The organism is Acinetobacter sp. 1542444 (assembly GCF_000581835.1).
In the GTDB taxonomy this organism is placed as follows: domain Bacteria; phylum Pseudomonadota; class Gammaproteobacteria; order Pseudomonadales; family Moraxellaceae; genus Acinetobacter; species Acinetobacter pittii.
Window position 1 is genome coordinate 252,517 of the sequence record NZ_JEYA01000004.1, and the last position, 12,998, is coordinate 265,514.

Sequence of the window (12,998 nt, forward strand, 5' to 3'; positions counted from 1 at the left end):
CTTCAAGCACTGCACTTTCTTTCTGTCATGGTCATGATATGAGTTCTTCATCTACACCCAGTACTTTAAGTACTGAGGCAACTTCTGTTCTTTCCCGTGAGTGGATTCACAAAGGGACTAAAGCCTATAAACACGCAGGATTTGCTTTATTCCTCGTAGGTTTTGCCAGTTTCTCTCTGATTTATTGTGTACAGCCACTCTTACCTGCATTTAGCCAAAGCTTCCAGATTAGCCCTGCGAGTAGCTCTTTGGCACTGTCATTAACGACTGCTTTTTTAGCGATTTCGATTGTGCTATCAAGCGCGTTTTCACAAGCGATTGGCCGTCGTGGTGTAATCTTTACGTCCATGCTGTGTGCAGCAGTTCTTAATATTGTCTCAATGTTTACCCCAAACTGGCACAGTTTACTGATGGCACGCGCGTTAGAAGGTTTATTGCTTGGTGGTGTTCCCGCAGTGACAATGGCTTGGATTGCCGAAGAAATTGCACCTGAGCACCTAGGTAAAACTATGGGTTTATATATTGCAGGTACGGCTTTTGGTGGCATGATGGGCCGTGTCGGCATGGGTATTTTGGTTGAATATTTTTCTTGGCGAACTGCTTTAGGCTTACTTGGAGCAATCTGTTTTATTTGCTCGATTGCCTTTTTAAAACTACTGCCTGCTTCGCGTAATTTTGTGCAGAAAAAAGGGCTAAATTTAGATTTTCACATGCAAATGTGGCGTGCTCATTTAAGCAATACAAAATTATTACGCCTGTTTGCCATTGGGTTCTTGCTCACCAGTGTGTTTGTGACCCTGTTTAACTATGCCACTTTCCGTTTAAGTGGAGCGCCTTATTCACTCAGTCAGACACAAATTAGCCTTATTTTCTTGTCGTATAGCTTTGGCATGGTGTCTTCATCGTTGGCAGGAACGCTAGCCGAGCGTTTCGGTAAAAAAACCATGATGATGAGTGGCTTTGCGCTCATGATTGTGGGTAGCCTCATGACTCTACTCAGCTCTCTTTTCGGCATTATTATTGGTATTGCATTTATTACCACGGGTTTCTTTATTACCCACTCGCTTACGAGTAGTTCTGTAGGTGCTGAAAGTAAACAAGCTAAAGCCCACGCCAGTTCACTCTACTTACTTTTTTACTATATGGGTTCAAGTATTGTCGGCTCGGCGGGCGGTTGGTTTTGGCTACACGGCGGATGGAATGCGATTGTAGTTTTAACCGTCGTACTTTCATTGTTTGGAATATTTTTAGTAATTTATACAAAACACGCGAAAGCGCATTAATGTGTTGAAACCCTAACTTTTTCAGGCTAAACCCAATAAGAATTTAAAAATGATATGAAAAAATTTAAATGCTCATTTTTTGGCTTGTAATTTTTTTAAGAAACTGTAAAATTCTCACCAAATCGCCGGCATAGCTCAGTTGGTAGAGCAACTGACTTGTAATCAGTAGGTCCACAGTTCGAATCCGTGTGCCGGCACCATCATTAAACCTCATGAATATTTGATTTATGGGGTTTTTTGTTGTCTGTGGTTTTAGGCATAGTATATTCATACTGTTTTGAATAAAGGTATTTACCTAAAATTTTATTATAAACTCGAGCTTCAAAAATTTTTTTCTAAAACCAATTTATTCTTTTAATAGAAAAATATGCGTTCTTAATTTATTAAAAAATATAATTTTAAAACAAGAAATATGAAAAAGATAAGATTATAATGCGCCACCAAATAAGGTCATATAAATAAGACCTATTTTATAAATTTTAATTCATTAAGATACCAATACGGAAAAGTATGAAACTTCGTTTTATTTTACCTGCTTTATTTCTAGCATTCCCTTTAACAACATATGCTCAAGAAACTGCATCTCAACCTCAAATTCAAACCACTACAAATCCACCTATTTGCTTAATTGAAGGTACTCCTTCAGCAGAGCACTATAAATCTATTAAACGTATTAAAGCCGCAAAAGGAACCTATGGTGGCTTTGAAGAAGTAAAACCTAAATTAGCTAACGTTGCCCGTAAGTATGGTGCAGATGTGGTAATTAATTATCACCAAAGCCAAAGATTTGGTTTCTGGCCTTGGCGTATTGTTCGCCCAGTACTCACAGGTACTGCTGTGAAATGGAATACACCATTTAACTGTGCAGCCTTAGGCGGTAAAGAAATTCGTTAATAAGAAATGAAAAAAGCCCAACATCCTGTTGGGCTTTTTTCGTATTTCGTTACTAGGTACACTTCCTGTAATACCTCACGTCCTGATGCTTAAACTTATTATTGTTGTTTTACGTTTCGGAACTTCCTGTTCCTGATGAGTTCATCATAGGCAATTTATCACGTCATAAAAAGACGCCAATTTCCCGAATATATGTACGAAAAAGCGTACATGATTCTTTTAAATTTAAAACTTGATTTATCTATCATGGAAATAAAAATATGAATTTATAAACAAGTTCTGTTCGTCAATTAAATAAGAAAACGATATAATGAGTTTATTACTTTATTTCTAAAATAAATTTAAAAATAACAAGGAACGAGATGTTTACTTTGCCATCAAATCTTTTTCAACCTTTAGTGACCATACTTGCATGCCTTATTTTCATTGTAAGTAAAATGCCTCAGCTAAAATTTAGAAAAACCATATTATTTTTCGCCATTGTCAGCTTTACTTTAATCTGTACTTTGGCAATATTTGGCTTCTTTAATTAAGCCTTATTTCTTGCTCTTCTCTATCATTTTTTCAAAATGTTTAAGGTTTGGGTTCAACGTATCCCATGCATAGGCTTGGATCACAAACACCTCTGCTCTAGGCTGATAGAGACTCGGGTCATCCAAAGTACCTGCACGTATTGAAATCATTTCAGGCGCAATTTCAGGTAAGCCAAAAAGCTGAGAACCACATGTCGGGCAAAACGCTCTTTTAATAGCTCGGCCAGAAGATCCCAAAGTCTCAAAATATTTCAGCTCACCACTTACTTTCAATTCAGATTGGTGAAAAAAAGCAATTGGTGCATATGCTGAACCTGTGGCCTTTTGACAATCTCGACAGTGGCAATTAAAGCTATAACGTGGCTCTGCTTCACTTTGGTAGCTCACAGCTCCACATAAACACGATCCTTGATATTTGGCTGACATGGCTCATCCTATTTTTTTATTGCTGTGATTTGAATATAACGTACATATCCATTTTGGTAGAGTTGTTGGCATAACTTTGCAGTCATTTGAATTTTAAAATTTGCCAATCCTCGGCTTTGCTTTTGTCCTTGTTGATTTTGAATATATTGCGAAAAACCAAGTAATACTTGCTCAGATAAATCTTCAATTTGAATATCGACAAAACCTTGTTGTTCCAAGGTAGCTCTGAGCATTTTTTCATTTGGCACATTATCCCAAGCGACATTTGCTGCTTTGAGTAAATAACGATGCTTTTGTTCTTGTAGAGCGGTCATATTTTGACATGAGTCGGCACACATTAAGTAGTGAAAACCTAATCGGCCTTTTGAATTTAAAACTGGAGCGATGGAATCTAGAAATGAATTTAAATTGCTGTGATAAGCGGCATCAATACACATCACCACATCGAAGTATTGTTTAAATTCAAATTGTTTTAAATTTAAAAATGAACCGCAAAAAATCTGGCTTATTTCGGGAATAAGCTTTTGAATTTTATGGACACATTGGGCTTGTAAGTCAACTGCACTGAGGCTTTTAGGCTGATAATGCTGTAACCAGTGCAACAAACTTGCACCCTGTCCGCAGCCTAAATCTAAGAGATGATCTTTTGAATTTAAATTGACAGCTTGTGCCAAATGATCTGCCAATTGGCAACAAGCTTCACGGTAGTTTTGAGTGTTTTTCCAAAAACCCAAATTTGTCCAAGCAAGCTCTTGATCATCCCCTAAGCTTGATGCATCAATTGCATATTTATGAGGAATGAATCGCGAAAGAGCTGCTCGAACTTTGGTTTTCACAATTTTAATAGCCGAGTTCTGGGGCAACTTCCACCTTAGGTTTTAAACCTACAAATGGTAAAGGCGCACCTAAAATTTCAGCAATATGCATGGCAGAAGTAACTGCTGACTCTAAAATTGGCAAGCCATCGCACGACCATGAACCACAGTAAAATACTTTACGGCTTGGGTCTAAATGGCGTTGTTGCAATTCTTTGTTTAAAGCAACCGTTTGTGAATCTACAACCGCACGCGTTAAAGTCACTTTTGAAATAACTTTTTTAGGGTCAATATCGACCACTGGACGCCAAGTTTGGAATACAGGATTTTTACCTACGAGTGTTGGCTCAACCGCATTCATCCAAACTGTAAATTGCTGACGCGTAAACTTACGGTCCATCATGTAGCTCAACACTGACCAGTCTTTACGGCGTGGCGGCATGACTGTCGCATCGGTATGAATCACAAGATCGCCTTGTTCAAAGCGGAATTGCTTAAGCAAGTTCATATCTTCTGCAAACTGTTCAGGATTTAAAAACTCATCGATTTTAGACGTTGGCGTTGCAACAATCACTCGATCAAATAAGTTTTGTTCACCTTGGCTGTTTTCAACCAGTACTTTTTCGCCTTGTTGCTCAACTTTCTTAATTGCCGATCCGCTATGAATATCGATGCCTTTAATCAAGCTATCTACAAATGCTGGTGTGCCACCTTTCATGCGCAACAACATGTCGCCATCAGTTAAGTGACGTAAAAACTCAAGTAAGTTTTTTGCAGGCCAATCGCCAATTGTTTTTGGATTACACGTACAAATTGTATAAAGCACCGGCATGACCACACCATGCCAGAATACTTCCTCAATATCGTTCTGATTAATAAATTCAGCGAGGGTAATATCTTGATTTTTAGATTTGAAAAACTGGTGAATCGCAGTTTTTAATTGCAACATCCCTTTCACAAGGCGCCAGCCATATTGCTGGATGCCTTTACGGTTATTGATAATCGGGAAATTACCAATACGGCTACGAGAAGTCGTTAACCATGTTTCCGTACGATCTTCGAATAACCAGCTACATGACATATAAGTACGAACCGGGAAGGTTTTAATGCCTAAATGAGCAGCAAGGCTGAGTGTATTTTTCCACAAGTGAGGATTCATCACACGTAGCGGTGCATCAATAATTCCACCATCGAACTCAATGCTATGGCTATCCATTCCCCGGCCAGGAAGTGCTTCAAATATCGTGATCGTATGCCCTGCATCTTTCAGAATCCTTGCTGCCGCAAGACCTGCCATTCCACTGCCAATAATTGCGATATTCAAAATGATGTCCCATTTTTCGAGAATTTTTTTGATTATCACTCATACCCCAAAAAAACACCGTATTAAAAACTACCAGATTTTTATTTTTTGCATCAATTTATATAGAAAATATTTAGCTGCTAAGCAGATCAAGTTTTTATATTTTTTTACAAAATCAGAGAAGTCGATAAAACCTTATATTTTTTGAAAATTTAAAAAAAATCTTTTAAATAAAATAAGATAATTTAACTATTTTTATATCATTTGTTTTACAAGAATCTTTTTTTAATATATTATTAACTCATAATAATGAGAAGCAAATCACATAAAACAATGCCGCAACAACAATGAAAACCATCATAAAAACAGAATCTTTACAGCGAAAAAGCCCGCTATTCACACTTGATAGCGGGCTTTTTATTACTTTGTTTTTAGAGGTTATTCAAATGCAATTCGGCAATTTATGCTTCTTGCATGATTGAACCGAATTTTCCACGATTAAAATCATTAATCGCTTCCATAATCTCAGCTTTGGTATTCATTACGAATGGACCATAACCTTCGATTGGTTCATTGAGTGGTTGTCCAGTCAACACTAAGAATTTAGTGTCTTCTTCTGCATTTAAACTAAACTCAACACCCTCACGAGATAAAATCGCAACGGTTTTACCTTCCAGACGATTTGCATCATTAACCACAACCGCGCCATCTAATATCACAACAAGCGTGGTGTGACCTTCAGGTACATAGAGGGTATGTTTTTGGCCTTTAACCAATTTACCGTCCCATACATTTAATGGACTAAATGTAGTTGCAGCACCTTTTGCATCTGCATATTCACCTGCAATCACACGTAAATGACTACCGTGCTCGTCTAGTGCAATGTCTGGAATATCTTTCGCTTCAATCGCTTGGTATTTTCCAGACGTCATTTTTGAATGAGCAGGTAAATTTACCCACAATTGCACCATTTCAAAAAGACCACCATGCTCTGCAAATTCAGGAGAATGGAACTCTTCATGCAACACGCCTGCACCCGCAGTCATCCATTGCACATCACCAGTTTTAATGGTTCCGCCGCCGCCGCTTGAATCTTTATGAGTTACTTCACCTTGGTAGGCGATGGTCACTGTTTCAAAGCCACGGTGAGGATGCGAACCTACACCTTGCTGTTCAGTTGTTGGCGAGAATGTATAAGGCGCTGCATAATCGAGTAGCAAAAATGGGCTTAGGGTTTGGCCTAAACGGTCATAAGAGAATAGGTTATATACAGGGAAACCATCACCCACCCAATGCATGTGGTTATTTTGATATGCACCAAGAAATTTCTTCATCTGATCTCTCCTATATATGTAGGATTTTCTTGAACTGGTATTGATTTTACGCCTCAATAATTGCAGTTTATAGATCTGGATTAGCAACACATTATTTCATCTATGAGACAATCATAGAATTTAATGTGCTCTTTTTAAGATCGTCCTATTTTTAAAATTCTTAATCCTATTTTTTAGACTTAATCACGACATAAAACTCAACTAGCATAATTTTAGGCAATAACGACCTACTCAATAATTTTTGATTATTTATTTTGATAACACGAGGACATAAAAAATGGCTCAAGATTACGTGCGTTTAGACAAGGATAATGCTGCGGTTCTTTTAGTTGACCATCAAGCAGGTTTACTTTCTTTAGTTCGAGATATCGACCCAGATAAATTTAAAAACAACGTATTAGCGCTTGCAGATGCAGCAAAATATTTTAATTTACCCACTATTCTTACGACTAGTTTTGAAAATGGTCCAAACGGTCCTTTAGTTCCAGAACTAAAAGAACTTTTCCCAGATGCACCATTTATTCCACGTCCTGGTCAAATCAACGCTTGGGACAATGAAGACTTCGTAAAAGCAGTTAAAGCGACAGGTAAAAAACAACTGATTATTGCAGGTGTGGTGACTGAAGTTTGTGTGGCATTCCCTGCACTATCTGCACTCGCAGAAGGCTTTGAAGTGTTTGTGATTACTGATGCTTCTGGTACTTTCAACGAATTAACACGTGATGCTGCTTGGGATCGTATGTCAAAAGCAGGTGCTCAGCTGATGACTTGGTTTGGCATGGCTTGTGAATTACACCGCGACTGGCGTAATGATGTGGAAGGTTTAGGTGCGTTGTTCTCAAATCATATTCCTGATTACCGCAACCTGATGACAAGCTATAGCTTCAATACCTCACAAAAATAAGTTCTATTGACAAGATTAGAGTGCTTAAGCGCTCTAATCTTAAATTTAAATGGATTGATCGGACATTGATAAGCTCTTTTGATGATTTTTATTATTTCTATTTGGTCGTAAAACACGGCGGCTTTAGTGCGGCCAGTGATGCTGAAAATATTAGTAAATCTAAGCTCAGCCGACGCATTATTGACCTTGAAAATAAATTTAATGTCAGCCTGATTCAAAGAACAACACGCCATTTTAAAGTGACCGATTTAGGCCAAGAGTTTTATGAGGAATGCTGCAAAGTTATTACTCAAGTTGAATGTGCAGAAAACGTGTTATTAAAGCAAAAAAGTGAGCCTCAAGGTCTAGTAAAAGTAAGTTGCCCCCCTTTAATGATGCATTTTCAAATTAGAAAAATTTTAAATCAGTTTTTAAAAACCTACCCCAAAGTTGAAATCGCACTCGAGCTAACCAGCCGTCGAGTAGATATCTTGCATGATGACATCGACCTCGCGATTCGTACCAATTTTGAACCCAATGAAGATTCGAATTTAATTGTTCGTGATGTGATTAAAACCGATCATTGTCTGGTGGCTTCGCCTGAATTATTACAAGGCCGCACTATTGAGCATTATTCTGAATTACAGGACTTTCCGAGTATTAGCTTAGGTACTCAAAAACAAAATCCTATTTGGCATTTATGCAATATTCGTAATGGTGAATCGGTTGATGTACCTTATCAACCACGAATAAAAAGTAATGATTTGGCAGGCGTTTACTATGCTGTGATGGATGGTTTAGGCATTGCCGACCTTCCTTTTTTAACCGTCGAATCTGAAATTCGTAAAGGTACGCTTATCCATATTCTTCCTGACTGGAAGTCGAATATTGGTACGCTGCAATTGGTATATGTTTCAAGAAAAGGTCAGCGTCTGGTGGTTGAAAAACTCATTGAAACGCTGATTGATGAACTCAGGCGTTTGCCTGAAAGTCGTGATGGTTATCTATCGACTTAAAATAAAAAACCGGTCATGAATGGGCATGACCGGTTTTTTGTGAAACATCACATACAGCATAACTGTATGTTTTCGTTCAGAACAAAGCAAACTCGCTTTATTCCTTACTCAGATAAGTCTACGCAGAGGTATTTCATTTCGACATATTCTTCGATGCCGAATTTTGAACCTTCACGGCCTAGACCTGATTGTTTTACGCCACCAAACGGAGCAACTTCGTTTGAAATCGCGCCCGTGTTAATGCCGACCATACCGTATTCGAGTGCTTCACCTACTCGCCATTGACGAGCTGTGCTTTGCGTAAATAAATAAGCAGCTAAACCGAACTCAGTATCGTTCGCCATTGCCACTGCTTCATCTTCAGTTTTAAAGCGGAACAGTGGGGCAAGCGGACCAAAAGTTTCTTCTTTAGACACTTTCATGTCTTGCGTTACGCCTGTTAACACAGTCGGTTCAAAGAATGTACCGCCCAGTGCCGAGCGCTGACCACCAATACGAACTGTTGCCCCTTTCTCAGTTGCATCTGCAATATGAGACTGAACTTTTGCAATCGCGTCTTCATCAATTAAAGGCCCTTGAGTTGAACCTTCTTGACGGCCATCGCCAACTTTAAGCTTAGACACAGCTTCAACCAAACGCTCTGCCAATGCATCGTAAATACCGTCTTGAACATAAATACGGTTAGCACATACACAAGTTTGACCGCTGTTACGATATTTACTTGCCATGATGCCCTGAACTGCTTGCTCAAGGTTAGCATCGTCAAATACCACAACTGGTGCATTACCACCGAGTTCAAGTGAAAGCTTTTTAATGGTTGGCGCACATTGTTGCATCAAGATACGGCCAACTTGAGTTGAACCTGTGAAGCTTAACTTACGAACAATATCGCTTTCACATAGGGTTTTACCCACTTCAACCGCATCACCACTAATGTTAATTAAAACATCAGCTGGTAAACCTGCCTGTAAAGCCAATACCTCAAGTGCATAGGCGGTTAACGGCGTTTGTTCTGCTGGTTTAACCAACATTGAACAACCCGCAGCAATGGCTGGACCTGCTTTACGCGTAATCATGGCAGCAGGGAAGTTCCACGGCGTAATGGCAGCAGTAACTCCAATCGCTTGTTTAATCACGAGCAGACGTTGGTTTGGCAAGGTTGGCGTCAACACTTCACCATCAATACGGCGAGCTTGCTCGGCAAACCATCGTATAAAAGATGCTGCATAACCAATTTCACCACGTGCTTCTGCTAATGGCTTACCTTGCTCAGCTGTTAAGATTTGAGCCAGATTTTCTTTGTGCTCAAGCATGAGGTTGTACCATGCCAATAGCACATCAGCACGAGCCAAGGCAGTTTGCTTTTTCCAAGCAGCCTGCGCTTTTGCTGAACGGTTAATTGCGGCTTCAACTCCTGCACGGTCATAGGTTTTTACCCATGCCAAAGTTTCACCTGTAGCAGCATCATTAACTTCGATATAGTCATTTGATGCAGGTGCTTCTAATGAAATATCAGGATGTTTTAATAAATACTGCAAATTATTTTGAATCATGCAGATTGCTCCATTGCTTTTGCACTACCTGCTTTTAGAGTTGCAAAACCTTGTTTCAAGATATCAAGGCCTTGACGGAATTGTTCAGCAGGAATGGTTAATGGATATAAGAAACGAATTACATTACCGTATTTACCACAAGTAAGAAGTAACAACCCGTTTTCCATTGCATAGTTTTGTACAACTTTTGCTTGTTCAGCTGTTTCAAGCTCTACTGCAACCATTGAACCTAATGCACGAATATCAGTTACGACGTCGCCTGTTGCTTGCTGAATATCTTTAAGTGCGACAACTAACTCTGCACCTAATTCATTTGCACGGTCGCATAGGTTTTCTTCTTCAATCGCATCAATAACCGCGTGCGCAGCAGCAACCGCAATCGGACTACCTGCGTATGTACCGCCTAATCCACCTGGGTTTGGTGCATCCATCACTTCTGCACGGCCAACAACACCTGAAATAGGGAAACCACCGCCCAAGCTTTTCGCCATCGTAATGAGGTCTGCTTTAGTCTCGTAATAGTTCATTGCGAACAATTTACCAGTACGGGCAAAACCTGATTGCACTTCGTCAGCAACCAATAAAATACCGTGCTTGTCGCAAATTGAACGTAAACGTTTTAGGAACTCAGCTGGCACAACATTGAAACCGCCTTCACCTTGTACTGGCTCAAGTACGATTGCCGCAACATCATGTGGTGCAATATCTTCACTGAAAATATCTTCAACGCTTTCAATTGCCGCGTCTACTGAAATACCTTTAGCAGGCACTGGGTAACGCGCGTGGAACACACCCGCTGGCATTACACCGAAATCACGTTTGTAAGGAGCCGTTTTACCTGTCATTGCCATCGTCATAAATGAACGACCGTGGAAACCGTTACCAAAAGTGATAATGCCGTGACGACCTGTATAAGAACGAGCAATCTTCACCGCATTTTCAACTGCTTCTGCACCAGTTGTGAAAAAAGCTGACTTCGCAGGACCAGCAATTGGCGCGCGTTCATTAATACGCTCAGCTAAAGCGACATAGCTTTCATATGGTGTTACTTGATAGGCAGTATGCGTAAATTTAGTGAGTTGCTCAGTCACCGCTGCAATCACTTTAGGGTGGCGATGGCCTGTATTTAAAACCGCGATACCACCAGCAAAGTCGATAAATTGGTTGCCTTCCTTGTCCCAAAGCGTGGCATTTTCAGCTTTTTCCGCATACCACTGACACATCACGCCTACACCACGTGGAGTTGCTTGCTGTTTACGTGCGTTAAGTGCAGAATGTTGATTATCCATTTGATTCCCTCATATTTTCATCATCAGTTGCAGCTTTGGTTTTTTGCATCCTGTGCTTAATTTTCAGGGTGCTTTACAACGACTGCCTATGCATGTAATTTCGCTCGTCTGATGCCAACTGACGAGAGCCACTTTTTAACTGTAGGAGAGAGCCAATTGCGTAGTTTACTTGGAGATCATTTGCTGCAACGACTCCAACAGGACACTGAAGGGAAACTACATCAACGCCTTTTCCGTTGCCTGCGTGGTGCGATTATTGATGGAGTCATCCAGCCCAAGACTCGTCTACCTGCGTCACGCGACTTAGCCAGTGAAATTCATGTTTCAAGAAATACGGTGCTTAGTGCCTATGAACAGCTACAAGCTGAAGGCTACTTAGAAGCACGGACAGGACATGGCACATGGGTTGCCGAAAAATTACCAGAGAGTTTTTTAAATACACAAAACAAGAAAAAAGTGGTTTCTAGCCCGAAAGCTCAAAGCTCCTATGCACTATCGCAGCGTGGTTCCAACTTATTAGGCTATGCAGCAGCGTCGCCACACCAATGGGGCGCTTTTGTGCCGGGAGCACCGGATGTGACTGAGTTCCCACATCATATTTTTAGTCGTATTCAAGCACGCTTAAGCCGCGAACCCGATATTAATCGCCTGATTTATAGCAATGCAGGTGGATGTATTGAGCTTCGAAGTGCATTGGCAGATTACTTGCGTGTTGCGCGTTCAGTCCAGTGCGATGCAGACCAGATTATTATTACCGAAGGCATTCACCAAGCTATTGATTTAGTCTCACGTGCGCTCAGTGATATGGGAGATAAAATCTGGATTGAAGATCCAGCTTATTGGGGAATGCGTAATACGTTACGAATTAATGGCCTTGATATTCAACCAATGCCTGTCGATGCTGAAGGCATTATTCCCGAAGAAAATCCGGCCAAGCCGCCTAAACTCATTTTTGTTACACCTTCACACCAATATCCACTTGGCTCTCATTTAAGTCTAAACCGCCGACGTAAACTGATTGAGATTGCCCGTCAGCACAATAGCTGGATTGTAGAAGATGACTATGACAGTGAGTTCCGTTTCTCGGGGCAGCCTTACCCCTCTTTACAAGGTTTAGAAAATGATGCGCCTGTGCTGTACATGGGCACGTTTAGTAAAACCATTTATCCATCCTTAAGAATTGGCTATCTAGTGGTGCCTAAGCCGTTATTTTCCCCATTACGCATTGTGGCAGCCGAGCTTTATCGTGGTGGACACTTGCTTGAGCAAAAAGCTCTCGCTGAATTTATTCGTGAAGGCCATTATGAAGCGCATATTCGCCGTATGCGCCTGCTCTATGGTAAACGCCGTGACTACTTGGTGAGCTTAATTCAACGCTACCTTGGTCCCGAATTTATTCATGAATATGATGAAGCGGCAGGATTACATCTGGTTTTAAAACTACCGAACTCTTGCGATGATGTCGCCATTGCAGCCACAGCACTTGAACGTGGTGTTAAAGTTCGTCCTCTTTCGCAGTATTACATGCAGTCGCATGCACATGCCGAACGTGGACTGCTCATGGGCTTTGCCTGTGTAAATGAAAAAGATATGGTGATGGCTTTTGGCGTCTTGCTTCAATGCTTACGTGAAGCAGGCGTACCTACGCTAAATTAACTATTCTCTCGTA

At 40.4% G+C, this 12,998-nt stretch carries 11 protein-coding genes, 1 tRNA gene and 1 pseudogene; 6 read left to right on the forward strand and 7 right to left on the reverse strand.

The window, feature by feature from the left end; translation table 11 throughout:
- The first annotated feature begins 38 nt into the window (after nt 1-38).
- On the forward strand, nt 39-1,283 hold the full coding sequence (gene sxtP, locus J580_RS16370; protein WP_032004955.1) for a multidrug efflux MFS transporter SxtP: 1,245 nt from the start codon (nt 39-41) through the stop codon (nt 1,281-1,283).
- Nucleotides 1,284-1,407: 124 nt separating this feature from the next.
- A tRNA-Thr gene (locus J580_RS16375) sits at nt 1,408-1,483 on the forward strand.
- Between the two features lie 3 nt (nt 1,484-1,486).
- Here J580_RS16375 and J580_RS23570 read toward each other — a convergent pair.
- A pseudogene (locus tag J580_RS23570) lies at nt 1,487-1,628 on the reverse strand (hypothetical protein).
- Nucleotides 1,629-1,793: 165 nt separating this feature from the next.
- Between J580_RS23570 and J580_RS16380 the strand changes: the two are divergent.
- Nucleotides 1,794-2,177, forward strand: coding sequence for a hypothetical protein (locus tag J580_RS16380; protein WP_005078582.1), 384 nt, complete (start codon nt 1,794-1,796; stop codon nt 2,175-2,177).
- 536 nt (nt 2,178-2,713) lie between these two features.
- Here J580_RS16380 and J580_RS16385 read toward each other — a convergent pair.
- From J580_RS16385 to J580_RS16400, 4 genes are all read right to left on the reverse strand, one after another.
- The gene (locus J580_RS16385) at nt 2,714-3,136 is read right to left on the reverse strand and encodes a GFA family protein (RefSeq protein ID WP_032004957.1); all 423 of its coding nucleotides are present in this window, start codon (nt 3,134-3,136) and stop codon (nt 2,714-2,716) included.
- Between the two features lie 8 nt (nt 3,137-3,144).
- Nucleotides 3,145-3,972, reverse strand: a complete 828-nt coding sequence (locus J580_RS16390; RefSeq protein ID WP_032004958.1) for an SAM-dependent methyltransferase — start codon at nt 3,970-3,972, stop codon at nt 3,145-3,147.
- A gap of 4 nt (nt 3,973-3,976) precedes the next feature.
- The gene (locus J580_RS16395; RefSeq protein ID WP_005066911.1) at nt 3,977-5,275 is read right to left on the reverse strand and encodes an FAD-dependent oxidoreductase; all 1,299 of its coding nucleotides are present in this window, start codon (nt 5,273-5,275) and stop codon (nt 3,977-3,979) included.
- A gap of 440 nt (nt 5,276-5,715) precedes the next feature.
- Complete coding sequence (locus J580_RS16400) at nt 5,716-6,588, reverse strand: pirin family protein (RefSeq protein ID WP_032004959.1); 873 nt, start codon at nt 6,586-6,588, stop codon at nt 5,716-5,718.
- 277 nt (nt 6,589-6,865) lie between these two features.
- Here J580_RS16400 and ycaC point away from each other — a divergent pair, with 277 nt between their 5' ends.
- Together ycaC and J580_RS16410 are read left to right on the forward strand one after the other, a co-directional pair.
- Complete coding sequence (gene ycaC / locus J580_RS16405; RefSeq protein ID WP_002052204.1) at nt 6,866-7,492, forward strand: isochorismate family cysteine hydrolase YcaC; 627 nt, start codon at nt 6,866-6,868, stop codon at nt 7,490-7,492.
- 20 nt (nt 7,493-7,512) lie between these two features.
- Nucleotides 7,513-8,487, forward strand: coding sequence for a LysR substrate-binding domain-containing protein (locus J580_RS16410; RefSeq protein ID WP_032004961.1), 975 nt, complete (start codon nt 7,513-7,515; stop codon nt 8,485-8,487).
- Nucleotides 8,488-8,591: 104 nt separating this feature from the next.
- Here the strand turns inward: J580_RS16410 and J580_RS16415 are convergent, their stop codons facing one another.
- Both J580_RS16415 and gabT read right to left on the reverse strand, forming a co-directional pair.
- Nucleotides 8,592-10,040: an NAD-dependent succinate-semialdehyde dehydrogenase gene (locus tag J580_RS16415; protein ID WP_000615686.1), complete on the reverse strand. Its 1,449-nt coding sequence runs from the start codon at nt 10,038-10,040 to the stop codon at nt 8,592-8,594.
- On the reverse strand, nt 10,037-11,329 hold the full coding sequence (gene gabT, locus J580_RS16420; protein WP_032004962.1) for a 4-aminobutyrate--2-oxoglutarate transaminase: 1,293 nt from the start codon (nt 11,327-11,329) through the stop codon (nt 10,037-10,039). The genes J580_RS16415 and gabT overlap by 4 nt, the downstream gene beginning before the upstream one ends.
- 156 nt (nt 11,330-11,485) lie before the next feature.
- Here gabT and J580_RS16425 point away from each other — a divergent pair, with 156 nt between their 5' ends.
- Complete coding sequence (locus J580_RS16425) at nt 11,486-12,985, forward strand: PLP-dependent aminotransferase family protein (protein WP_032004963.1); 1,500 nt, start codon at nt 11,486-11,488, stop codon at nt 12,983-12,985.
- The last annotated feature ends 13 nt before the right edge of the window (nt 12,986-12,998 follow it).